Genomic DNA, 23555 nt, shown 5'->3' on the forward strand with positions numbered 1-23555 from the left:
GCCGCCCCGCATTCGATTCGACACACAAGGAGGAGACATGCAATTCAAGAGCCGGGCCATCCCATCCGTGAGGCCCGTGGGCACCACAAGAAAACACAAGCTCGCTGTGGCCGGCCTGCTGGCCGCCATGGCACTAGGGCAGGCAGTCGCAGCCTCACCTCAGGTGGAGGCCTATCAGAAGGTTCAACAAGCCCGCACCGAGGCCGGCAAGAAGGCCGGCGATGCGGCCAGCCCGGCCCAGCTGCAACAGGCACGCCGCGAGCTGCAGGAGCAGATCGACTACGTGCGCAGCGAGGGCATCCGCGAGCTCAGCTACGGCAGCCCCTTCCTCGCCAGCCGCGAGCGCGACCTGCTGCTGGACCAGGCCGTGATCAGCGCGAGGCTGGGCGAAGATGAAGCCGCACTGGCCCAGTTCGAAGCCGCCTACGAGCTGGCCGTGCTGCCCAGCTCGGACAGGCTGAAGCACCCGGCCCTGGACCGCCTGCGCACCCACCCGCGCTTTGCCGCCCTGATGCAGCGCGAGCAGCAGGCTCAGGCCCAGGGCGAAGGCCGCGCCTACCTGGCCCAGGCCATGCCGGATGCCGCGCAGCGCGTGGCCGGGCTGTCCAGGCTCTGGGCCGAGGCCAAGGCCGGCTTTGTCCACTTCGACCATGTCCCAAAGCTGGACTGGGACCAGGCCTACCTCGACGCCCTGCCCCGCGTGCAGGCGGCCACCGATCTGGAGAGCTATTACCTGGAGCTGATGCGCTTCATGGCCCGGCTGGAAGATGGCCACAGCACGGTCGTGCCGCCGGCCGCGCTGCGCGAGAAGCTGATGAGCCGGCCGCCGCTGGACACTGTGATGCTGGAAGGCAAGCTGCTGGTACAGCGCGTGCGCAGCAGCAGCCTGGCCGCACAGCTGGCGCCGGGCGACCAGATCGAGGCCATCGACGGCAGGACGCCGGCCGATCACGTGGCCCAACGCCTGGCCGCGATCACCTCGGCCTCGACGCCGCAGGACCGCCAGAACCGCCTCTACAACCGATTCCTGCTCGCTGGCGCGGCCGACCAGTCGGTGAAGCTCTCGGTGCGCAAGGCTGACGGCCTCAGCGTCCAAGTGGACGTGGCACGCAGCGGCTACCAGGACCTGATCACGCCGGCGGCCTTCGAGTTCCGCCTGCTGCCTTCAGGCATCGCCTACCTGGCGCTGGACCATTTCGAATCGGATGCCGGGCTCAAGGCCTTTGAGCAAGCCCTGCCGCAGATCCTGCAGGCCAAGGGCCTGATCCTGGACCTGCGCCGCAACGGCGGCGGCAACTCCTCGCATGGCTGGTCCATCCTGTCCTACCTGAGCGACAAGCCCATCCCCACGGCCACAAGCTCGGTGCGCGGCGACAGCCCCTGGACGCAGGCGCGCTTCGGTTCGGGCAGCCAGCGCCTATTGCCACTGGAGTCGGCGCCCTACACCGTCAAGATCGCCCGCCAGAAGCGCTTTGACGGCCCGGTGGCCGTGCTGATAGGCGCCGCCACCTACTCGGCGGCCGAGGACTTCCTGGTTGGCTTTGACAGCCTGCAGCGCGGCCTCATCGTCGGCGAACCCAGCGGCGGCAGCACCGGCCAGCCCTTGCGCCTGTCGCTGCCGGGCGGTGGCTTCGGCCTGATCTGCGTCAAGCGCGATCGCTACCCTGACGGCCGCAGCTTCGTCGGCGTCGGCATCCAGCCTCAGCACCTGGCGAAGGCCACGCAAGCCGATCTGCGCCAGGGCCGCGACGCCGTGCTGGAGCAGGCCGAGCAATTGCTGACCAGGCCCCGCTGAAACAGCCGCCCCGCGCATCGGGGACGGACAACGACCGGTCGGGACAGGCATACTCATCCCGACCCGGTTTGCAGTACACACCACAGCAGGCCCGGCTCCGGGTCGGCCAGGGCCTGCAGAAGTGGCAGGCAGTCATGGAGCCACCGCACAGCGTGCTCAGCGAGTTGGAGCGGGCGCGCGAGATGCTCTACGCCGGGCGCTTGGATCAGGCCCGGCAGTTGCTCGATGCGCTCGACAGCAGCGTGGAGAGCGAAGAGGAAAAGCTGCTGCTGCGCATAGGCCGCATGCAGCTGGAGCTGCGCGCCAACCCGAAGCGGGCTGACGCCTCGACGCTGACCGAGTCCATGCAGGCCCTGGATCAGGCCGCGACCTACACGGCCGCGCCGCAGATCGAGGCGCTGGCGCTGTCCAACCTGTCCATCGTGCAGCTGCGCCTGCGGCTTTATCACGCCTCGCTGTCGCGCCTGGAGCGCGCTCATCTGCTCGCTGAGAAGGCGGGCGACGCGAAGCTGGCTGGCCGCCTGCTGGCCAATCGCTGCTATGTGCTGCTGCAGGCCGAGATGTACGCCGAGCTGGTGACGCTGGCGGAGCGGCTGCTGGAGCAGCCCGAGCGCTTCGAGCCGCGCAGCCTTCACCACGTCTACAACAATGCCGCCGTGGCCTGCACCAGCCAAGTGGAGCTGAGTGCCGAATGGTCCGAGCCGCAGGCGCTGTCGGGCTCGCCGCTGTGGCAAAAAGGCATGCGCTGGCATGCCCAGGCCCTGGCCATGGCCAAGCGTGAGAACCTGGCCTTCGAGCAGGTGCTCTCCACCATCAATGTGATGCTGAGCGCGGCCCTCGCCGGCGCGGCCGACATGGCACGCCGCCACCTGGCCGAGCTGCGCAAGCCGGAGGCTGCGCCGCTGATGGCCTTGCTGGACGGTGCCGAGGAAGGCTGCCGCCTGGTCGAACTGCTGCTGGCCTGGCAGGAGGGCAAGACGCCAGCCGCCTGGGCAGCGCTGCTGCAGTTCGAGCGCGAACTCAATCCGCTGGGCGAGAACATGCGCATGGTGCGCGAGCATGCGCTGCGTGCCATCGCGCGCCTGGGTCTCGCTGCCGGCGAGCCGGACCGCGCGGTCTGGGCCAGCCAGCAATTGCTGATCCAGCAGCGCCAGCATGTGCGGGACCTGTCGAGCAGCCTCGGCCAGACCATAGACGACGCTCTGCGCCTGCAGCGTGTGCTGGTCGACAACGAAGGCCTCAGCCGCCAGGGCAACGAGCTGGAGCGCTCGCTGGCCCAGCGCAACAGCGAACTCAACCTGGCGCTCTCGCGGGTCCAGGCCGAGGCCAGCATCCGCCGTGCTGCCGAGGCTGCGCTTCAGCAGGCCAACGAGGAGCTGGAGTTGCGCGTGCAGCAGCGCACGCAGGATCTGGAACAGGCGCTGCGCCAGTTGCTACAGCAGGAAAAACAGCTGGCCCTGGGGCGCGTGGTCGTGGGCATGGCCCATGAGCTCAACACGCCCCTCGGCAATGCGCGCATGGGCGCCTCGGTCATCCGCGAGCGCAGCGCCGAGCTCTTGCAGGCCCTGGAGCGCGGCCGGCTGCAGAAGCAGGCACTGGACGACACAGCGCGCACTCTGCACGACTGCGCCGCCCTGCTGGACCGCTCGCTCGATTCGGCCGGCTCGCTGGTGCAGCGGCTCAAGGCCTTGTCCACGGGTAGCGTGGCCGAACCGCCGAGCCGCTTCGACCTCGTCGGCCTGGTGCGCAGCATGCTGAAAGCACGCGGCGCGGCGCTGGCCGAACGCTTGGTCGACACCCGCGTCGAAGCGCCCGAGCAATTGCTGCTCGAGGGCTATCCGCAGGCGCTGCAGGACGTGCTGGGCGAGCTGATCGACAACGCGTTGCGCCATGGCCTCGATGGCCAGCGCGGCCGCCTGCAGTTCAGCATCGACCAGGAAAGCAGCCTGTGCAGCCTGCGCCTGCAGGACACCGGGCGTGGCATCCCGGCCGAAGACCTGCCGCGCGTGTTCGACCCCTTCTTCTGCGGCCAGCTCGGCCGGGGCGGCGCGGGCCTCGGCCTCAGCGTGGCGCGTACCCTTGTCGAGGAGCTGATGCGCGGCCGCATCGAGGTACGCTCGCTGGGTCGGGGCGGCACCTGCGTGGAGCTGCGGCTGCCGATGCGCCTCTGAAGCCCGCCAGGCCGAGCCGCGCTGCTAGCATGGCGCCGCCATGAAGTACGCCCACCGCTCCCTCGCCCCCGCCGTCGCTGCCCTCTCCCTGCTGTGCCTGAGCGCCCTCGCCCAGGCCGCCGAGCTGAAGCTGCGCATCCTGCAGACCACGGATGTGCACATGAACCTGCTGGACTACGACTACTACCAGGACCGGCCCAGCACCGAGTTCGGCCTCGCGCGCACCGCCTCCCTGATCAAGGCGGCGCGCGCCGAGGCGAAGAACAGCCTGCTGTTCGACAACGGCGACCTGCTGCAAGGCAACCCGCTCGGCGACCAGATGGCGCGCGTGCAACCGCTGGCCGAGGGCCAGGTCCATCCGGCCTACAAGCTCCTGAACCTGCTGCAGGTCGATGCGGCCAACCTCGGCAACCACGACTTCAACTACGGCCTGCCTTTTCTGCGCCGAGCCCTGAGCGGCGCCCGCTTCCCCTACGTGAACGCGAACGTGATGGAGGCTGCCAAGCCGGGCCAGCACGCCTTCACGCCCTATGTGCTGCTCGACCGTGAGTTCACGGACGAGGCGGGGGCGAAGCAGCGCCTGAAGATAGGCGTGATCGGCTTCGTGCCGCCGCAGATCATGATGTGGGATCGCCAGAACCTGGAGGGCCGCGTCATCGCCGCCGACATCATCGAGACGGCCCGCCGCATCCTGCCCGAGATGCGGGCCAAGGGCGCCGACCTGGTCGTGGTCATCGCCCACACCGGCATTGACAAGCATGAAGGCGGCCGCATGGCCGAGAACGTGGCGGTGCAACTGGCCCAGCTCAAGGGCGTCGATGCCCTGCTGCTGGGCCACGCCCATGATCAGTTCCCCGGCCCCAACTTCAGCAACTTCCCCGGCGTGGACCTGGGCCGCGGTCTGATCTTCGGCACGCCGGCCGTGATGCCGGGCCGCTGGGGCGACCACCTGGGCCTGATCGACCTGAGCCTGGACAAGGTCGACGGCCATTGGAAGGTCTTGAACAGCCAAGCGAGCCTGCGCCCCGTCCAGGATGCGCGGACGCGCAAGCCGCTGGTCGATGCCGATCCGCGTTTTCCCACCACCATTGCAGCCGAGCATGCCGCCACGCTGGCCCATGTGCGCAGCGAGGTCACGCGCAGCGAGGCCCCGGTGTTCAGCTACTTCGCCCAGGTGACGGACGACCCCTCGGTGCAGCTCGTGGCCAATGCCCAGCTGGCCTATGGCCGCCGCGTGGTCCAGGGCACGGCCTGGGAAAGCCTGCCGCTGCTCTCGGCCTCCGCGCCCTTCAAGGCCGGCGGTCGCCAGGGTCCCAGCAACTACACCGACATTCCGGCCGGGCCGCTGGCGATCAAGCATGTGGCCGATCTCTACGTCTACCCCAACACCATCAAGCTGGTGAAGCTCACCGGCGCGGAGGTGCGCGAGTGGCTGGAGATGGCCGTCAGCCAGCTGCGCCGCATCGACCCGCAGGGCCCAGCCGAGCAGGACCTGGTCGACCCGAACGCACGCTCCTACAACTTCGACACGCTGGACGGCGTGCACTACGAGATCGATGTGACCCAGCCAGCGCGCTACAACATCGATGGCGCCCTGGTGGCAACGCAATCGCATCGCATCCAGGGGCTGAGCTACGTGGGCCAGCCGATAGACGAGCGGGCCGAGTTCCTGGTCGTGACCAACAACTACCGCGCCACCGGCGGCGGCAACTTCCCGGGGCTGAACGCGACCCGCATCGTGATCGATTCGCCGGACGAGAACCGCGAGGCCGTGGCGGCCTATCTGGGGACCCAGCAAGGCGTGAATCCCAGCGCCGACGGCAATTGGCGCATCCGGCCCGTGCCCGGCATCAAGCTGCGCTTCGTCTCGGGAGCCGGCGGCATCAAGTACCTGGAGCGCATGCCGCAAGTCCGCCTGCTGCGGGATCGCGGCGACGGCTGGGCGGACTATGAATTGCGGCCCTGAATGGGCCTAGGACTGCCGAGATCCGGCGGCGGATCAGGCGTGGATGTCGAGCATCGCGCCTTCGGCTCGCACCTGGGTCTGCAAGACGCGCAGGTTGGCCACGAAGGCATAGGTGGCCGACTTCTGTTCGACCAGCTCGGTGGTTTCGGAGACACCCGGGTTGTCGGCCGTGCGGCTCGTGGCGCCGACGCCGCCACCGGCCAGGCTGGTCAGCTCCACGGTTTCGCGCTTGAAGTTCTCGGTCGAGAGATTGGCGACGTTGTGGGCCGACGCGCGCAGCCGCTCATTGGCGGCGGAGATGCCGGACAGGGCGGTTGACAGGCTGATCATGCGGTGGCTTTCGGATGCATCAGGCCTCTAAAGTCGGGCCGGATTCCCCGACTATCGGCGATAAACGCCCGAACTTTAGGAAAAGACCCCATAAATCCGGTCTTATTTTTCGACAATTACGTCCGAACGATGCCAAGCACCTGCACTGAGGCATCCCCAAGCTGTCTTGCCAAGGATGGAAACACCTCGCGGGCAAAAAGGGACGGCTGTGGTCGCGTGCCGGGAGGCCGGTTTCATGCCCTCAACCAGTCGCCTATCGCCTCGATCCACACCTGCGTGTGGCCCAGGCCCGGGATGGTCACGACCTCCGCGCCCGCTGCGGGCGCGAATACATCTGTGGTGCTCGATTTCGGCACGAGCGTGTCGGCATCGCCATGCCATATGCGGATGGGTCGCCCACGCAACCGAGCGGCACGCAGGTTCGGGGTGTTCGCAAGCCATGGAAACATTGCTTCCGTGCTCGCATGGGCATTCCAAAGCAGCTGCCCAGCGCCCGGGAACACACGCGGGTCTGTCACCGGATAGAGGCAAGCAATTTTGCGAAAGCTTTCTGGCTCATCACAGGCGTAATTGAGCAGCTGCAGCCCACCACGGCTTTGGACATAAAAAACCGGGCGAACTGACAGCCGCAAGCTGTCCAACCATGCCGCAATCTCACCATGGCGGGCACCATAGTCCTCAATCCCTCCATCCAAGCCCGGCCAATGTCGTCCAATGACAAAGAAGCCAGCTCGAACCAGGCCAGCGATCACCTCCTCGCCCACCCACTGCGCCAAGCCGGCAGGTCCAACTGGCGCAAGAATCAATGGGACCGCTGCGGCGTCTCCGCGAGTGAAAGTGCCGGCAGGAATCACTGGCCGAACGGAGGCAGCCGGAGCCTCGGGTGAACCGCCGCCGCATCCGGCCAGGCCGCCGGCGGCAGCAAACAAGAACGCACGTCGATCTGTCATGCAAAGGTCAGCGCCATCAAGGACCTAGCATCTTAGGTCGACTCGCGATGCCATCCATGGCACAGCCCGGCGGCTTTTCAAGCGCGCGAAATCTCCGCAGGACAAGCCCGCCCAGCGCAACGCACAGGCGATGTACGGCTGCTGCAAGCCCCGTGAGGCCCTAGCGGAACTCGGCTTTCGGCTCAGCCCGCCAGTTCCTCGTAGCCGCCGGCCGAGACGAAGACCCGCACCGTATCTCCGCCGGCCGCCTTGGCCTCGGTGCAAGCCAGGGCGCAGGCGCCCAGCACGGCATCGACCGTTTCCAGTGTGGGCTGCAGTTGCACCACGCCCACACAGGCCTTCACCCGCGTACGGTGCAGGCCCCAGCGCAGGCGGAAGCCGGCGATGGCGGAGCGGATCTTCTCGGCCACGATTTGGGCGTAGTGCTGGTCGCAGTCGGGCAGCAGCACGGCGAAATGGTCGTCGTCCAGGCGGGCCACCAGGTCGGAGGCCCGCACCTTGGTGATCAGCATCTGGCCGAGGCCATAGAGGAAATGGTCAGCCACCTCGCTGCCCATCGAGGCCGTGACCTCGCTGAACTTGTCTACGTCCACCCACAGCACCGACACCGGCTCGTGGCGGCGGCTGCCCACGTGCTCGGCCAGACGGCGCTCAAACTCGCGGCGGTTGGCCAGTTCGGTCAGCGAGTCGTGCTTGGCGGTCCAGGTCGGCTGCATGCGCAGCTGGCGGGCTGCGGTGATGTCTTCGATGATCCAGACGGCCTCGCCACCCGGTTGGTCCCAGTGCAGCGGCGTGGCCTGCAGGCGGCCCCAGAAGCGGCTGCCGTCACGCCGCACGTACTCGAATTCCTCGTCCAGCGGACGGCCGGCCACGAAGGCGGCGGAGGACTTCTCGTGCACGCCGTTGTGCGAGCCGTCAGACACATGGATGGCACGGGTCGGCTGGCCGGCCAGGTCGGTGTCATCGCCATGGCCGAACAGGTGGTTGAACTGCTCGCTGACCACCTCGAAGCGCTGATTCAGTACAAAACCCACGGCCACCGGCGAGCGCACCATCAGCGCGCGCATGCGTGCCGCGATCACCTCGTGGCCGGCTTCGGCGTTGTCGGGCTTGGTTTGCATTGAGGTCTCCTGGAACTGGCGTGCGAATAGCGGGTATCGCCATGATGCGACAACTATTGCAGGTGTACCGCGTTTGCCGCCTGACGGAAACCCCAATCGACCAAGCGCGACCCGCGCGAGCAACGCACCCGGCTGAAGGGCACCCGGTATTTCCGCCATGTCGATGCGGGCCGAATCGCTGAACAATCCGCGCCGGAACCTGCCGGCCACCGCCGGCACCCAGTGAGGGAGCCATTCATGCAATTCAAGCGACCCCAGCGCCCAGCGCTGGCCTGCCTGGGCCTGCTTAGCCTGCTGCTAGGCAGCGCCGCCCTGGCCCAGAACAACAGCAGCAGCGACCGTGTCGAAGGCCTGCGCGACAACACGCCGCGCTGGCATGCGCTGACCGAGGCGCGCCTCGTGCTGGCGCCGGGCAAGGTGATCGAACGTGGCACCGTGGTGCTGAAGGACGGCCAGATCGTGGCCGCCGGTGCCGACGTGGCCATCCCGGCCGGCGCGCGGGTCTGGAAGCTGCCGGGACGCAGCATCTATGCCGGCTTCATCGACATGTCCAGCCTGGTTGGCGTGCCTGCATCGCTCAAGCCACAGCGCGGCACGGGCGCCGGCAGCAACGCCATGAGCGGCCGCAGCGCCAGCAGCCGCAATGCACAGGTCCACCCCGAGCAATCGGTGGCCGCCGTGCTGGATCTGAAGGCCGACGAGCTGAAGGCCTCGCGCGAGCTGGGCTTCACCGCCGTGCTCGCCGCGCCGGCTCACGGCATCTTCCGCGGGCAGAGCGCCCTGCTCTCGGCCGGCGAAGGCCTGGATGCCAAGAACCTCCTGATCGCCACCGACGTGGCCCAGCACCTCTCGCATGAATTTGAGCGGGGCCGGAGCGCCGGCTACCCGAACTCGCTGATGGGCGCCGTCGCCCTGTCGCGCCAGACCTGGTGGGATGCGCGCTGGTACGGCCAGGCCGCCGGCAACGGCGAGCGACGCGAGTTCAACAGCTCGCTGGCCGCGCTGCAAAACGCCGTGCAAGGCAAGCAGCCCGTGGTCTACCAGGCCGACGATGAGCAGGACTTCCTGCGCATCGCCAAGGTACGCGACGAGTTCAGCCTCAAGGTGATCCTGCAAGGCAACGGCTTCGAGTACCGCCGCGCCGCCCAGCTGAAGGCGCTCGGCATGCCGGTCATCGTGCCGCTGAGCTACCCGGCCGCGCCCGAGGTCGAAAACCCGGACCTCGCCGCCGACGTATCGCTGCAGCAGCTGCAGCACTGGGAGCTGGCGCCCAGCAACCTCTCGGTGCTGGCGCAGGCCGGCGTCGAGTTCGCCGTCAGCCCGCGCGGCTTGAGCGATGCCAAGCGCGACTTCTGGCCGCGCCTGCGCCAGGCCGTCAAGCGTGGCCTGAGTACCGACGCCGCGCTGGCCGGCCTGACCACCGTACCGGCCAAGCTGCTCGGCCAGGCGCAGCGCCTGGGTCAGATTGCGCCGGGCCAGATCGCCAACCTCGTGATCGCCACCGGCGACCTGTTCGCCAGCGAATCGGCCGAGATCGAGCTGGCCTTCGTCGACGGCCGCGCCCTGCCCACAGAGGTCTGGCAGCGCAAGGACGTGCGCGGCCAGTGGAAGATCGCCGGCCAGGACAAGCCCCTCATGATCAGCGGCACGGCCGCCCGGCCGCAGCTCAAGCTCGATGGCAAGACCTGCGAAGGCCACCTGCGCGGCGACCAGCTCCACCTGCGCTGGCCCTGCGCAGGCGGCGAGAGTGCCGCCTGGCTGAACCTGCGCCTGCAAGGCGAGCGCCTGGTCAGCGACAGCTTGGTCGCCGAACGCGAGAAGCCGCATGCGGAAACAGCGCCCAAGGCCGAGCCCAAGGTCGAGTTGGGCGCCCTGCAGCGCTATCCGGCTGGCGCCTTCGGCGTGGCCGCCAAGCCCGAGAGCAAGCTGGTGCTGATCAAGGACGCCACCGTCTGGACCAGTGCCGCCGCCGGACAACTGGCCCGCGCCGACATGCTGGTACGCGACGGCAAGATCGCCGCCATCGGCGCTGACCTGAAGGCACCCGCCGACGCCCTGGTGATCGATGCCAAGGGCCTGCACCTGACGCCCGGCATCATCGACGCCCACTCGCACACCGCCATTGCCCGCGGCGTCAACGAAGGCTCGAGCTCGATCACCGCCGAGGTGCGCGTGGCCGACGTGATCGATGCCACCGACATCAACATCTACCGCGAGCTGGCCGGCGGCCTGACGGCGGCCAACCTGTTGCATGGCTCGGCCAACACCATCGGCGGCCAGAACCAGGTGATCAAGCTGCGCTGGGGCCTGGATGCCGAGGCCCTGAAGTTCAAGGAGGCCGCGCAAGGCATCAAGTTCGCGCTGGGCGAAAACGTCAAGCAATCGAACTGGGGCGACGGCAACAACACCCGCTACCCACAGACCCGCATGGGCGTGGAGCAGCTGTTGCGAGATGCCTTCCAGGCCGCGCGCGAGTACGAGGCCCGCTGGGCGGAATGGAAGCGCAACCCCAAGGGCAGCGAGCAGCCGCGCCGCGACCTGCAGCTCGACACCCTCGTGGAACTGCTGCAGCGCAAGCGCGAGATCCACATCCACTCCTACCGGGCGGATGAGATTCTGATGTTCACCAAGATCGCCAAGGAGTTCGGTCTCAAGGTCGCGGCCTTCCAGCATGTGCTCGAGGGCTACAAAGTGGCCAAGGAGATCGCCGAGATCGGTGCCGGCAGCTCCACGTTCAGCGACTGGTGGGCCTACAAGATGGAAGTGGTCGATGCCATTCCGTACAACGGCGCCATGATGCAGAAGGTGGGCGTCAACACCAGCTTCAACTCCGACAGCAACGAGCTGGCGCGCCGCCTCAACACCGAGGCCGCCAAGGCCGTGCGCTACGGCGGCATGAAGGAAGCCGAGGCGCTGAAGTTCGTCACCATCAACCCGGCCAAGCAGCTGGGCGTTGGCGACCGCACCGGCTCGCTGGAGGTGGGCAAAGACGCCGACTTCGTGCTCTGGAACGGCAACCCGCTGGCCACCACCAGCCGTGCCGAGCAGACCTGGATCGACGGCCGCCTCTACTTCAGCCGCGCCGAAGACGCCAAGCTGCGCGAGCAGCAACGCGTTGAGCGCGCCCGCCTGATAGCCAAGGCCGTCACGGCCCGCCTCACGGCCGGTGGCACTGGCGGCTCCGGCGCAGGCGGCCGCCCCGGCGCCGCAGCCGGCAGCGAACCCGGCGACCAGTTGGCCCTGGACGAAGCCCGTCTGCAGCAATGGCTGCACGAACAGGCCCGCTATGCCGAGAGCTACGGCAACGGCGAATGGCATGAATGCACCGAGGAGGTCCACCAATGATCAAGAAGCGCACCCCCCTGCTGGGCGCCCTCGCCCTGCTGCTCGCCGCGCTGGCGCAGGCCAATCCCAATGTGCCGCCGCCGGTGCAGGCCAAGCCGCTGCTGATCAGCAATGCCACGCTGCATCCGGTCAGCGGGCCGGTGATCGCCAACGGCCGCATGCTGGTCGAGGGCGGCCGCATCAAGGCCATAGGCGGTGCCGATCTGGCCGCGCCGGCCGGTGCCCAGGTCATCGACCTGAAGGGCCGCCACGTCTATCCCGGCATGGTCTCGGCCAACACGGTGATGGGCCTCGTCGAGGTGAGCGCCGTGCGCGCCACGGTGGACACGGCGGAGTCCGGCTCCGTCAATCCGAATGCCCGCGCCCTCGTTGCCATCAACGCAGACTCCGACATCATCCCGGTGACCCGCGCCAGCGGCGTGCTGACCGTGCTGTCGGTGCCGCAGGCACGCGCCGGCACCGGCCTGGTCTCCGGCACCTCGGCCCTCGTGCAGCTGGATGGCTGGAACTGGGAAGACATGGCGATCCGCCCCGAGGTGGGCCTGCATGTGAGCCTGCCCACGATGCGCTCGATCGCCAGCGTCTTCGCCACGGCCGAGGCGCCGCGCGAGGAGCTGCGCCGCTCGGTCACGGCCAAGCTGAAGCTGCTGGACGAGGTGTTCGAATCGGCCGCCGCCTATGCCAAGGCCAAGGCCGCCGACGCCAAGACGCCGCTCGACACCCGCTGGGAAGCCATGCTGCCCGTGGTGCGCGGCGAGCGGCCCGTCTTCATCGATGCCGACGACCGCTGGCAGATCCGCCAGGCGCTGGACCTGGCCGAGCGCTTCAAGCTGAAGATCGTGATCGTCGGCGGCGCCGATGCGGCCGTCTTCGCTCCCGAGCTGAAGGCGCGCGACATCCCGGTGGTGATCGGCTCGCTGAACCGCCTGCCGCTGCGCCGCGACGACGATGTAGACGCGATCTTCCGCCTGCCGGCCGAGCTGTCCAAGGCCGGCGTGCGCTTCTGCATTGCCCGCGAAGACCGCGATCCGTCCAACGAGCGCAACCTCGGCTTCGAAGCCGGCCAGGCCGTGGCCTTCGGCCTACCGGCCGACGAGGCGCTGAAGGCGATCACGCTCTACCCGGCGAGCATCCTCGGTGCCGACAAGCTGCTGGGCTCGCTCGAAGTGGGCAAGCTGGCCAGCTTCTTCGTCAGCGACGGCGACCCGCTCGACATCCGCAGCAATGTCGAGCGCATCTTCATCCAGGGCCGCGAGATCGAGCTGAAGGACAAGCAGACCGGCCTGCGCGACAAGTACCTGCAGCGCTACCTGCGTTGATTCGCTGATGCGCTAGGTCTCGATGCGGACGAAGGTGGCGAAGCGCGGCAAGCCGCTGCCGGTCAGGCCACGAAAGCGGTAGCGCACCAGGCTGCCTATCGGTGGCGGTGTGCGCCGGTCCGCAGCGCTGAGACCGCTGCCGATGCTGAACTCCCGGCCCTCGGGGCTGCGCACGCGCAGCGCGCCCAGGGTTCCGCTCAGCGCGCCCTGGCCCGGCTCATGGGCGATGACCACGGCCTCGCCGTCATCCACCGGCTTGAGCTTGAGCAGCAGTTCGCTGCGGCCGGTCGCGTAGGCCGCGTCGGCACGATGCAGCATCAGGCCTTCGCCGCCGGCCGCCACGACCTCGCGCAAGCGCTGGTGCAGCACTGCCGAGGTCTCGATGCGCCCCTGGTCCACGGCCTGCAAACTCTCCCAGGACAGCGATTCCGCGAGCTGCCGCAACTCGGCAGCCCGCTGCTCGAAGTCGCCGGCGCCCTCCGGCAGTTCGAACAGCATGTAGCGCAGTGCCCGCCACTCGGCGTCCACCGGCTTGCTGCGCCGCACGGCGGCTGACGCGGCCTCGAAGCGGCCACGGCCCATCCACAGCTCGCCGTCCAGCGGCCGCGAGGGCAGGCGTGCCGTGAACCAATCCGGTGCCGCGATCTCCAGGCCGCTGCGAAACAGCAGACGGCGGCCGGTCCAGAAGGCGCGCACGCCGTCCAGCTTCTCGCTGACCAGGTAGCCGCGTGGGTCCAGCTTGGCTGGCGCGCTCTGCGCCAGCAGCAGGGCCGGTGGCGTTGTTGCAGCCCTCGCCGGCTGGACGAGCCAGCCGGGTGCCAGCGCGCCGAGCAGGCAGCGCGCGAAGTCTCGCTTGTCCATGAATCCCTCCGCGCCCTCTTTGATCGGAGCGATCGGGGCGTGGGATTCATTCTGGAGGGCCGCCAGCGGCCCTGCCTCCCGAACATGGTGGAGGTGGGCCGCCGCCTCGCGCCATCAGGCCGGCGGCGCGATCTGCTCGGCCCAGTCGTAGAGTGCACCGAGGATGGCCTGACCCCGCTCGTCGGCCTGCTCGCTCAGCGCGTCGACCTGCTCGAAGAAGCTGGAAAGCGTCAGCGCCCCACCCTCGCCGCCGTGCAGGCGCGCGGCGCAATGCGAGGTCCAGCGCTGCTGCTCCTCGCCGCTCAGGCTGGCCGGGAAGTTGCGCGCGCGCCAGCGAAACACCAGCTCCTCCAGCCGCTCGTCCTGGAACGTCAGCTTGCCCTGCGCGGCCCGGTCGGCCAGTTGCTCGGGGCTCAAGGCCAGCAGGCGCTGCAGCGCGCGGCGGTCATCGGGGGCGATGAAGCCGCCATAGAGGTCTTCATCCACATCGACCGGCGCGCCATCGCCGGGGCGCTTGAACACCTCGCCCCACAGGCCGGCCAGCAGATGGCCCTGCTGCTCCAGCTGCTGGGCGTTCAGCAAGGCCTGTTCCATGTCCAGTCCCCAGCGCTCGGCCATGGCCGGCGAGAGCGTCTTCAGGTTGGCGATCACCACCGGTGACTTGTTGACGTGGATGCTCTTGATCGGCAGCCGCGTCACGCCCTCGGGCAACTCGGCCTGCTTGGTGAACATGCGCTGGCGGATCGTCTCGGCATTGAGCGTCAGCAGCTCGGCCGGGTTCTCCGTGCAGTCCCAGACGATCAGCTCGTTCTTGTTGGTCGGGTGCGGCGCCAGCGGCCACACGAGAGCGATGCAACCGCGCTCCGGCGGATACATGCCGGAAATGTGCAGGAAGGGCTTGTTGCCCGCGCCGATCTCGGCCCAGACGGCCTCCTTCTTGCGCAGCTTCAGGCAGAAGTCCCAGAGCTTGGGTTGGGCGGTCTTGATCAGGCGGGCCAGGGCGATGGTGGCGCGCACGTCGGACAGCGCATCGTGCGCCGCTTCATGCGTGAGGCCATTCGCCACCGTCAGATGCTCGAGTTTGAAGGACGGGCGGCCGTCCTCATGCTGCGGCCATTGAATACCGTCTGGCCGCAGCGCATAGGCGCAGCGCACCACGTCGAGCAGGTCCCAGCGGCCGCAGCCGTTCTGCCATTCGCGGGCATAGGGGTCGCGCAGATTGCGCCAGAGCAGGAAGCGCGTGACCTCGTCGTCGAAGCGGATGGTGTTGTAGCCCAGGCCCACCGTGCCGGGTCGTGCCAGTTGGTCTTCGATGGCCGCAGCGAACTCATGCTCGGGCAGGCCCCGCTCGGCGCAGTCCTGCGGCAGGATGCCGGTCAGCAGGCAGGCCTCGGGGTCGGGCAGGTTGTCGGTCGGCGGCTGGCAGTAAATCATCAGCGGCTCGCCGACCTCGTTCAGGTCCAGGTCGGTGCGCACGCCGGCAAACTGCGTGGGCCGGTCGCGGCGCGGCACGCGGCCGAAGGTTTCATAGTCGTGCCAGTAGAAGCTCATGTCTTGCATGGCCGGCACGATAGCAGCCTTCGGCCACAGCCCTGGTTCAGGCCTTGGGCAGCACCTGGTCCAGGAAGCGCTCCATCGCCGCCAGCACCTGTTGCCGGTAGGGCTGGTGGCTGAGGAAGTGGTCGCCGCGTTCGAGCTTGATGAACTCGTGCGGCTTGCCGGCCTCCTTCAGCGCCGCGACCATGCGGACCGATTGGTCGAACTCCACCGAACGATCCACCGTGCCATGGGCAATCACCACCGGCACCTTGATGCGCTTGGCATGCAGGCAGGGTGAGGTGGCCTCCAGGCGTTCGCGGTCGTCGCTGGCATCGCCGACCTGGCGGCGAATCACCTCGCGCCGGCCGAACCGGCGCGCATCCTTGGTGAGTTCGACCAGGTCGGTCACTGGCGCAAAGGCGAAGGCGCCGCGGTAGAGCTCGGGCGTCTTGATCACGCCCATCAGCGCCGCGTAGCCACCATAGCTGCCGCCGACGATGGCCACGCGCTTGGGATCGGCCCGCCCGAGCTTGACCAACTCGGCCACGCCATCCTCCAGGTCTTCCTGCATCTCGAGGCCCCAGCGCCGCAGGCCGGCTTCCAGGTGCTTCTGGCCGTAGCCGGTCGAGCCCCGGTAGTTGAGTTGCAAGACCAGGTGGCCGCGGTCGGCGATGAAGCTGGACCAGTCGTCGAACCCGGCATGATCCGCCGACTGCGGTCCGCCGTGCGGCAGGACCACCAGCGGCAAGGGGCCGCCGCTGGATTGCGGCGGAAAAGTCAGGTAGCCGTGCAGGGGCAAGCCGTCGCGCGCCTTCATGCGGAAGGACTGGCGCCGCCCCAGCGGCTGACCCTTGAGCTCCGGATAGCTGTTGGCCAGCAGTTTCAGCGAGGGCTGGTCGCCAAAGCGCGCCAGGAAGAACTGCTCCGGCTCGCCCATCGCCGCCGAGCGCACGATGAAGAGCGAACCCGCCCGGTCGCGGCCGTTGAAGCCATTGGCCCGGTCCGGCAGCGCGGCATCCAGCACGGTCTGGTTCTCCTTGTAGGTCGGGTCCCAGAAGAAGCCGGACGAGCCGTCCATGGTGCGCATGCTGACACCCACAGCCTCGCCGCGTGCGTCGCGCACCAGCGAGCCGCCGAGGTCGTAGCGCTCATTGGCCAGCTTGAGCACCGGCTTGGCCTTGGGGTCGCCCAGGTCCAGCGTGAACACCGCCTCCAGGCCTTCGTGCCGCGTCGTCACGTAGAGCTGCTGCGGATCCAGCCCGAAGCCCAGCGGCGTCAAGGCCTGCCCCTCAAAGGCAGCGGTCTTGCTCAGCTGGCGCCAGTTGTTGCCGTCCGTGTCGCAGACCGAGATGGTCGTCTCGCCGTCTCGCGTGTTGCCGATGCCGATGCGCACCCGGTGCTGGGCATCGGTGATCCAGTTCCAGTTCCGGTCCCGCGAGGTGGCATGGGTGGTGCGCGATGCGGTGTAGACATTGACCTTCATGACCGCCGGATAGGGATCTTCCGAGCTGCCGGGCAAGGCCATCAGGATGTGCTCGGGATCGTCCGGCAGCAGGTCCACCACGTTGTCCTGCTGCCAGGCCCAGCGCAGGTTGGCCGACTGCGAGCCGCGCGGCCGCACCAGGTTGACCATGTTCTTGCCATCGGCGTCGATGGCCACCAGGCGGGTCTCGGTGGTCTCGATGCGGCCATAGCCACGCTCCTCGCGGATCGTGTAGAAGCCCAGGCTGACCAGCAGCCGCGTCGGGTTGGCCCAGGCCAGCCAGTTGATCGTGAACTCGAGGTTGTCGGTGCCCAGCACGCCGACAAAGGCACCGCCGTCCACCGCGCGGGTCACGATCATGCTTTGCTTGCCTTCGTTGACGATGGCGGCCAGCAGCTTGCCATCGGGCGAGAGCGCCAGCTGTTCCATCATCGGCCGCCGGGCGAAGCTTTCCAGCGGCAGGCGGCCCGACTCGGCCTCCGTGGCGGCGCGCACGACCAAGGGCGCCGTGCTGGCGGCCAGGCCCAGCCCGGCCTCGATCAGAGTCCTTCGTTTCAGCATCTCATTCCTCCCTGCATTTATTGAGATCTGCGGGCCGGATTCTGGCGATGCAGGCCGGGGTGCCGAAACGGTGCTTACCCAGGGAGCCCCCCATAATGCGGCCTCGCCTCAAGCGCCTGCCGACCACCGATGACCGCTGAATCCCGCCGCTTCCCCTGGCCCGAGTTCCTTGCCTCGCGGGGCTACACGCCCGGCCGCGTGGCGCTCATCTTTGGCGGGCTGATGGCCTTGTTCGCACTGCTGCTGTGCATCGCAGCGGCGTTGATCTATCCCAACCTGCCCGACCTGGACAAGCTGACCGACTACCACGCCAAGGAGCCGCTGCGCGTCTATACCAGCGACGGTCAGCTGATGGCCGAGTTCGGCGCCGAGCGGCGGCGCTACCTGACGCTGCAGCAGATCCCAAAGCGCACCCGCGACGCGCTGCTGGCCGTCGAGGACGCGCCGTTCTACGAGCATGACGGCATCTCCTTCAGCGGCATTGCGCGTGCGGTGGTGAACAACCTGTCCAACCCCTTCTCAGAGCACAAGAAGGGCGGCGGCTCCACCATCACCCAGCAGCTGGCCCGCGACATGTACCTGAGCAAGCGCCAGGTCTATTCGCGCAAGTTCGTGGAAATCCTGCTGGCGCTGAAGATCGAGAGCCAGCTGAGCAAGGACCAGATCCTCGAGATCTACATGAACCACATCTACCTGGGGCAGCGGGCCTATGGCTTTGCCGCCGCCTCGGAGGCCTACTTCGGCAAGCCGCTGGACCAGCTGAGCATCGCCGAGACGGCCATGCTGGTCGGGCTGCCCAAGAACCCCTACTACGCCAACCCGATCAGCAACCTCCAGCGCGCCAAGCGCCGCCAGCTGGTGGTGCTGGAGCGCATGCTGGACGTGCGCATGATCGGCCCCGAGGACTACGAGAGCGCCAAGGCCGAGAAGCTGCACATCCGCTCCGCCCAGGACCAGCGGCTGCATGCCGAGTACGCGGCCGAGATGGCCCGCCAGGTGGTGTTCGCCAAATACGGCGAGGAGGCCTACACGCGCGGCATCAATGTCTACACCAGCCTGGTGGCCGAGCAGCAGCAGGCCGCCTACAAGGGCCTGCGCAAAACGCTGATGGACTACGAGCGCCGCAAGGCCTACCGCGGGCCCGAGGGCTTTGTCGAGCTGCCCGACGACAGCAGCGAGGAAGACGCCGCGATCGGCCATGCGCTGAGCGAGCATCCGGACAATGACGAGCTGCGCGCCGCCGTGGTCACGGCCGTTGCGCCCGGCAAACTCAAGGCCAGCCTGCAAAGCGGCGACGAGATCACCATCAGTGGCGAAGGCCTGCGCTCGGTGCAGGCGGCGCTGTCTGACAAGGCCCGCGACAGCCTGCGCATCCGCCGCGGCTCCATCATCCGCGTGCTGCGCGGCGCGCCCAGCAAGGCCGAGCCGCAAGGCGCCTGGCTGGTGGCCCAGTCGCCCGAAGCCGAAGGCGCCTTCGTGGCGCTGGAGCCGGGCAGCGGCAAGGTGCATGCGCTGGTCGGCGGCTTCGACTTCGCCAAGAACAAGTTCAATCACGTGAGTCAGGCCTGGCGCCAACCGGGCTCCAGCTTCAAGCCGCTGGTCTACTCGGCCGCGCTGGAGCAAGGCCTGACCCCCGACACCGTGGTCAACGACGCGCCCATCACCATCGGCGACTGGGAACCCAAGAACTACGAAAGCCAGTACGACGGCCCGCTGACGGTGCGCCAGGCCCTGGCGCGCTCCAAGAACATGGTCACGGTGCGCGTGATGCAGCTGCTGGGCGCCGGCAAGGTGCGCGACTGGGCCGGGCACTTTGGCCTCGATGTGGACAAGCAACCCGACAACCTGACCCTGGGCCTTGGCTCGGGTTCGGTCACGCCGCTGCAGATGGCGCAAGCCTATGCGGTCATCGCCAACGGTGGCTACCGCGTGGCGCCCTTGCTGATCGAGAAGATCACCGACAGCAAGGGCCAGATCTTGTTCGATGCGGCCCCTGAGCCGCGCAGCGAAGAACAGCGCGGCATCTCGGAGCGCAATGCCTTCGTCGTCGCCAGCCTGCTGCAGGAAGTGACCCGCAGCGGCACGGCCGCGCGCGCGCAGGGATCGCTCCGCCGGCCCGACATCTACGGCAAGACCGGCACCACCAACGACGCGGTCGACGCCTGGTTCGTCGGCTTCCAGCCCAGCCTGGTCGCAGCGGTCTGGATAGGCCACGACAACCCCAAGCCCATGGGCGACCGCGAATCGGGCGGTGGCCTGGCCCTGCCGGCATGGATCGACTTCATGAGCGTGGCCCTGCGCGGCGTTCCGGTCAGCGAGATCCAGCCACCGGCCGAGGGCCTGGTACGCCAGGGCGAGGGCTGGGTGTTCGAGGAGTTCGCGGGCGAGGCCGGCCTGCAACGCCTGGGCATGGAGGGCAGCGCCGTCCCTGCGGCAAGCTCGGCTTCGGGCCCTTGATAACCGACTGACACCGCCCCTGTGCAGCCCGTCGGCTTGCTCCTATAGTCGACTGCACGCCTGATCACGCAGGCGTTGACTTGCACAAGGAGCACACCATGACGCGCACGCTGTTGGGCCTTGCTTGTCTCGCCCTGCCCACCCTGCTGGCGGCAGAGCCCATCGCCACGGATCGGCCGGACTTCGTCGAATCGGCCGCCACCGTGGGCAAGGGCCGCTTCCAGATCGAGACCAGCCTCGCCTGGGAACGTGATCGGGACGGCGCCTTGCGCAGTTGGACGCGCAGCACACCCAGCCTGCTCCGCATCGGCCTGGCCGACGACTGGGAACTCCGCTTCGAAACTGATGGCGCCATGCGCAGCCGCAGCACGGCGCTCGGCGTCAGGCAACGCGAGCGGGGCTGGAGCGATCTGTCCGTAGGTCTCAAATGGCATGCCTCGGATGGCGACGAGGCAACGGCCACGCCGGACACGGCCTGGCTGTTCCACGTCGATGGCGACACAGGCAGTCGCGCCTACCGCGGACAGGGGCTGCGCCCCTCGGTGCGCTTTGTCGCGGAATGGGAGCTGCCGGCCGGCTGGTCTGCCGGCCTGATGCCCGGCCTGTACATGGACCGCAATGAGGACGGCAAACGCTTCGTGGGCGGCATCCTGGCCGCCGTGCTGGGCAAGTCCATCACCGATCGACTGCGCGGCTTCGTCGAGCTGTCGGCGCAGCAGATCGCGTCCAGCCGCAACGGCGGCAAGCTGCTGACCTTCGACACCGGCCTCGCCTACCTGCTCGCCGACAACATGCAGGTCGACATGGCTGTCTCGCGCGGGCTGAACAAGACCAGCCCGGACCTCAGCTGGACCGTCGGCTTCTCAGCCAAGTTCTGACAGGAGTTCGCCATGGCTTTCGCGATGACGATTCGCCAACGCATGCTGGCCTTGAGCCTCCTGGGTCTGGCCTTCGTGCTGGCCGTCGCAGCCGTCGGCTACGTGGCCATGGGTCAGCTGGCCGCCGCCGCCGAGGAGCAGTCGCGGGCCAGCTCGGCGCTGCGCGCCCATCTGGAAGCGGACATGATGCATGACGCGCTGCGGGGCGACGTGCTGCGCTCGCTGCTGGCCTCGAGCAAGGGCCGGCAGGAAGAGCTTGCCGAGATCCAGAAGGACCTGGCCGAGCACACGCAGGAATTCCACGAGCACATGAATGCGCTCAAGGCCCTGTCGCTCAGCGCCGAGATTGATGCCGGCGTGCTGCGAACGCAGGGCGGGCTCAAGGCCTACATCGGCAGTGCCGAGGAAGTGGTGGGTCTGGCGATCCGCGAGCCGGCTGCGGCCGAGGCACGCCTGCCAGCCTTCCTCGTCAGCTTCAAGGCGCTGGAAGACGACATGGGCAAACTCAGCGACCTGATCGAGGCCTTCGAGAAGACCAGCGAGCAGCAGGCGGCCGAGAGCTCGACGCACGCACGCTGGCTGCTGGTTCTGGCCACGCTGACGGCGACCGTGCTGCTGTTGTCGATCAACGTTTACGTCGGGCGCGGCATCACGCAACCGCTGGCCGCTGCTGTCGCAGCGACCAAGACCGTGGCCGATGGCGACCTGACGCTCAGCATTGAAGGCGCCGGCCAGGACGAGACCGGCCAGTTGCTGGAGGCCCTGCAGCGCATGAATGGCCAGTTGGGCGAGATCGTGGGCCAGGTCCGTGACAGCGCGGATGCCATTGCCACCGGCTCGTCGGAAATTGCCAGCGGCAGCCTCAACCTGAGCCAGCGCACCGAGCAGCAGGCCAGCAGCCTGGAGCAGACCGCCGCCGCGATGGACCAGCTGACGGCCACCGTCAAGAACAACGCCGACACGGCGCGCCGCGCGGCCGAACTGGCCCTGAGTGCAGCCGATGTCGCCGCACGAGGCGGATCGGCCGTGGCCCAGGTCGTCAGCACCATGGGCGACATCTCCAGCAGCTCGAACCGCATCGCCGACATCATCGGCGTGATCGACGGCATCGCGTTCCAGACCAACATCCTCGCGCTGAACGCGGCCGTAGAGGCCGCCCGGGCCGGCGAGCAGGGCCGCGGCTTCGCCGTCGTGGCCGGCGAGGTTCGCACCCTGGCGCAACGCAGTGCCGAAGCGGCGAAGGAGATCAAGTCGCTGATCGCAGACAGCGTCAGCAAGGTCGAGGTCGGGAGCAGCCAGGTCGGCGAGGCGGGCCGCACGGTGCAGAGCATCGTCAGCGAGGTTGAGAAGGTCAGCCAGCTGATCGCCGAGATCAGCACGGCCAGTCACGAGCAGAGCCAGGGGATTGGGCAGGTCGGTGCCGCCGTCACCCAGCTGGACCGCATGACGCAGCAGAACGCTGCCCTCGTGGAGGAAAGTGCAGCCGCCGCCGAGAGCCTGAAGGTCCAGGCCGCGCGGCTGGCTTCGCTGGTCGCGCAGTTCAAGCTGCGCGGGCACTGAGGCGCAAGGGCGCGCTCAGCGCTTCTTCGCGATCACGCTTCCGATGGAATAACCGGCGCCGAACGAGCAGATCACGCCGAGGTCGCCGGCCTTCAGGTCGGCACGGTGGCGGTGGAAGGCAATGACCGAGCCGGCCGAGGCGGTGTTGGCGAATTCATCGAGGATCAGCGGCGCCACATCGGAGCCGGCCTCGCCACCCACCAGCTTCTTGATCACCAACTGGTTCATGCCGAGGTTGGCCTGGTGCAGCCAGTAGCGGCGCACGGCGGTGGGCTCGATCTGCAGCGCACCGAGGTGCGCCTCAATGTGGGCGGCGGCCATGGGAACGACCTCCTTGAACACCTTGCGGCCTTCCTGGCGGAAGGTCTTGTCGCGGCCATTCGGGTCGCTGTCTTCCATCCGGTTCATGAAGCCGAAGTTGTTGCGGATGTTGTTCGAGAACTGCGTGACGAGCTTGGTGCCCAGCACTTCCCATTGGTCCTTGGAAGTGGCTGTCTCGGCCCGCTCGATGATCACGGCGGTGCAGACGTCGCCGAAGATGAAGTGGCAGTCACGGTCTTTCCACTCGAGGTGGGCCGAGGTGATCTCGGGGTTGACCACCAGCACGCACTTGGCCGAGCCGCTCTTCACCGCATTGACCGCCTGCTCGATGGCGAAAGTGGCCGAGGAACAGGCCACGTTCATGTCGAAGCCATAGCCGCCAGCACCAATGGCCTGCTGGATCTCGATGGCCATGGCGGGATAGGCGCGTTGCATATTGGCGCTGGAGCAGAGCACGGCATCGATGTCGGCGCCGGTCTTGCCGGCTTGCGCCATCGCGTCCTTGGCCGCCACGACGGCGATCTCAGCCATCAGCGAGAGCTGGTCGTCCGGCCGCTCCTCGAAGCGCGGGTACATGCGGGTCGGGTCCAGCACGCCGCCCTTCTCGATCACGTAGCGCTGCTTGATGCCCGAGGCCTTTTCGATGAACTCGACGCTGGAGTGTGTCAGCGCCGTCTGCGTGCCGGCGGCAATCGCCTCGGCGTTCTGCGAGTTCTGCAGGTCCACGTAGGCGTTGAAGGCCGCCACCAGTTCCTCATTGCTGATGGTGTGCGGCGGGACGTAGATGCCGGTGCCGCTGATGACGACTGCGTTGTTGCTCATGTTTTCCTTCTTGCGAACTGCCAAATCTGGGCGCGATTTTACCGACTGGTGCATCGATGCCCCGAGATGGGTCCCG

At 68.0% G+C, this 23555-nt stretch carries 15 protein-coding genes; 8 read left to right on the forward strand and 7 right to left on the reverse strand.

Annotated elements, in window-relative coordinates:
- Positions 1-37 precede the first annotated feature (37 nt).
- From J7U46_RS01205 to J7U46_RS01215, 3 genes are all read left to right on the forward strand, one after another.
- Positions 38-1795, forward strand: a complete 1758-nt coding sequence (locus tag J7U46_RS01205) for a S41 family peptidase (RefSeq protein WP_282822986.1) — start codon at positions 38-40, stop codon at positions 1793-1795.
- 134 nt (positions 1796-1929) lie between these two features.
- Positions 1930-3966, forward strand: coding sequence for an ATP-binding protein (locus tag J7U46_RS01210; protein WP_282822987.1), 2037 nt, complete (start codon positions 1930-1932; stop codon positions 3964-3966).
- A gap of 40 nt (positions 3967-4006) precedes the next feature.
- Entirely contained in the window at positions 4007-5932 is a 1926-nt protein-coding gene (locus tag J7U46_RS01215; protein WP_282822988.1) for a bifunctional 2',3'-cyclic-nucleotide 2'-phosphodiesterase/3'-nucleotidase, read from the forward strand.
- 33 nt (positions 5933-5965) lie between these two features.
- Here J7U46_RS01215 and J7U46_RS01220 read toward each other — a convergent pair whose 3' ends face one another.
- The 3 genes from J7U46_RS01220 to J7U46_RS01230 all read right to left on the reverse strand — a co-directional run bounded on the left by J7U46_RS01220 (position 5966) and on the right by J7U46_RS01230 (position 8333).
- Positions 5966-6262 carry a flagellar basal body rod protein gene (locus J7U46_RS01220; RefSeq protein WP_282822989.1) on the reverse strand — a complete coding sequence of 99 codons (297 nt, stop codon included), beginning with the start codon at positions 6260-6262 and terminating at the stop codon, positions 5966-5968.
- Positions 6263-6495: 233 nt separating this feature from the next.
- Entirely contained in the window at positions 6496-7038 is a 543-nt protein-coding gene (locus tag J7U46_RS01225; RefSeq protein ID WP_282822990.1) for an alpha/beta hydrolase, read from the reverse strand.
- Between the two features lie 356 nt (positions 7039-7394).
- Entirely contained in the window at positions 7395-8333 is a 939-nt protein-coding gene (locus tag J7U46_RS01230; RefSeq protein WP_282822991.1) for a sensor domain-containing diguanylate cyclase, read from the reverse strand.
- Between the two features lie 237 nt (positions 8334-8570).
- Here J7U46_RS01230 and J7U46_RS01235 point away from each other — a divergent pair, with 237 nt between their 5' ends.
- Together J7U46_RS01235 and J7U46_RS01240 are read left to right on the forward strand one after the other, a co-directional pair.
- A complete protein-coding gene (locus J7U46_RS01235) occupies positions 8571-11678 on the forward strand; it encodes an amidohydrolase family protein (RefSeq protein ID WP_282822992.1) in 3108 nt (1035 codons plus the stop codon).
- A complete protein-coding gene (locus tag J7U46_RS01240) occupies positions 11675-12997 on the forward strand; it encodes an amidohydrolase family protein (RefSeq protein WP_282822993.1) in 1323 nt (440 codons plus the stop codon). Before J7U46_RS01235 ends, J7U46_RS01240 begins: the two co-directional genes overlap by 4 nt.
- 12 nt (positions 12998-13009) lie before the next feature.
- Here J7U46_RS01240 and J7U46_RS01245 read toward each other — a convergent pair whose 3' ends face one another.
- The 3 genes from J7U46_RS01245 to J7U46_RS01255 all read right to left on the reverse strand — a co-directional run bounded on the left by J7U46_RS01245 (position 13010) and on the right by J7U46_RS01255 (position 17441).
- Positions 13010-13858: a DNA ligase gene (locus tag J7U46_RS01245; protein ID WP_282822995.1), complete on the reverse strand. Its 849-nt coding sequence runs from the start codon at positions 13856-13858 to the stop codon at positions 13010-13012.
- A gap of 114 nt (positions 13859-13972) precedes the next feature.
- A complete protein-coding gene (gene sbcB, locus J7U46_RS01250) occupies positions 13973-15418 on the reverse strand; it encodes an exodeoxyribonuclease I (RefSeq protein ID WP_282822996.1) in 1446 nt (481 codons plus the stop codon).
- Positions 15419-15455: 37 nt separating this feature from the next.
- A complete protein-coding gene (locus tag J7U46_RS01255; RefSeq protein WP_282822997.1) occupies positions 15456-17441 on the reverse strand; it encodes a prolyl oligopeptidase family serine peptidase in 1986 nt (661 codons plus the stop codon).
- Between the two features lie 129 nt (positions 17442-17570).
- Between J7U46_RS01255 and J7U46_RS01260 the strand changes: the two genes are divergently transcribed.
- The 3 genes from J7U46_RS01260 to J7U46_RS01270 all read left to right on the forward strand — a co-directional run bounded on the left by J7U46_RS01260 (position 17571) and on the right by J7U46_RS01270 (position 22336).
- On the forward strand, positions 17571-19898 hold the full coding sequence (locus tag J7U46_RS01260; RefSeq protein ID WP_282822998.1) for a PBP1A family penicillin-binding protein: 2328 nt from the start codon (positions 17571-17573) through the stop codon (positions 19896-19898).
- A gap of 98 nt (positions 19899-19996) precedes the next feature.
- Positions 19997-20776 (forward strand): transporter, encoded by a 780-nt coding sequence (locus J7U46_RS01265; RefSeq protein ID WP_282822999.1) that lies wholly within the window; start codon positions 19997-19999, stop codon positions 20774-20776.
- 12 nt (positions 20777-20788) lie between these two features.
- Entirely contained in the window at positions 20789-22336 is a 1548-nt protein-coding gene (locus tag J7U46_RS01270; protein WP_282823000.1) for a methyl-accepting chemotaxis protein, read from the forward strand.
- Positions 22337-22351: 15 nt separating this feature from the next.
- Here the strand turns inward: J7U46_RS01270 and J7U46_RS01275 are convergent, their stop codons facing one another.
- On the reverse strand, positions 22352-23479 hold the full coding sequence (locus J7U46_RS01275) for a beta-ketoacyl-ACP synthase III (protein WP_282823001.1): 1128 nt from the start codon (positions 23477-23479) through the stop codon (positions 22352-22354).
- Positions 23480-23555 lie beyond the last annotated feature (76 nt).

The sequence above is a fragment of the Pelomonas sp. V22 genome, assembly GCF_030014915.1.
Classification (GTDB): Bacteria; Pseudomonadota; Gammaproteobacteria; order Burkholderiales; family Burkholderiaceae_C; genus JAUASW01.

Bases quoted from the DNA above. Each gene is read 5' to 3' on its own strand.
- J7U46_RS01205 (WP_282822986.1), top strand. From the start codon at position 38: ATGCAATTCAAGAGCCGGGCCATCCCATCCGTGAGGCCCGTGGGCACC.
- J7U46_RS01210 (WP_282822987.1), top strand. From the start codon at position 1,930: ATGGAGCCACCGCACAGCGTGCTCAGCGAGTTGGAGCGGGCGCGCGAG.
- J7U46_RS01215 (WP_282822988.1), top strand. From the start codon at position 4,007: ATGAAGTACGCCCACCGCTCCCTCGCCCCCGCCGTCGCTGCCCTCTCC.
- J7U46_RS01220 (WP_282822989.1), bottom strand. From the start codon at position 6,262: ATGATCAGCCTGTCAACCGCCCTGTCCGGCATCTCCGCCGCCAATGAG.
- J7U46_RS01230 (WP_282822991.1), bottom strand. From the start codon at position 8,333: ATGCAAACCAAGCCCGACAACGCCGAAGCCGGCCACGAGGTGATCGCG.
- J7U46_RS01235 (WP_282822992.1), top strand. From the start codon at position 8,571: ATGCAATTCAAGCGACCCCAGCGCCCAGCGCTGGCCTGCCTGGGCCTG.
- J7U46_RS01240 (WP_282822993.1), top strand. From the start codon at position 11,675: ATGATCAAGAAGCGCACCCCCCTGCTGGGCGCCCTCGCCCTGCTGCTC.
- J7U46_RS01245 (WP_282822995.1), bottom strand. From the start codon at position 13,858: ATGGACAAGCGAGACTTCGCGCGCTGCCTGCTCGGCGCGCTGGCACCC.
- sbcB (WP_282822996.1), bottom strand. From the start codon at position 15,418: ATGCAAGACATGAGCTTCTACTGGCACGACTATGAAACCTTCGGCCGC.
- J7U46_RS01255 (WP_282822997.1), bottom strand. From the start codon at position 17,441: ATGCTGAAACGAAGGACTCTGATCGAGGCCGGGCTGGGCCTGGCCGCC.
- J7U46_RS01260 (WP_282822998.1), top strand. From the start codon at position 17,571: ATGACCGCTGAATCCCGCCGCTTCCCCTGGCCCGAGTTCCTTGCCTCG.
- J7U46_RS01265 (WP_282822999.1), top strand. From the start codon at position 19,997: ATGACGCGCACGCTGTTGGGCCTTGCTTGTCTCGCCCTGCCCACCCTG.
- J7U46_RS01270 (WP_282823000.1), top strand. From the start codon at position 20,789: ATGGCTTTCGCGATGACGATTCGCCAACGCATGCTGGCCTTGAGCCTC.
- J7U46_RS01275 (WP_282823001.1), bottom strand. From the start codon at position 23,479: ATGAGCAACAACGCAGTCGTCATCAGCGGCACCGGCATCTACGTCCCG.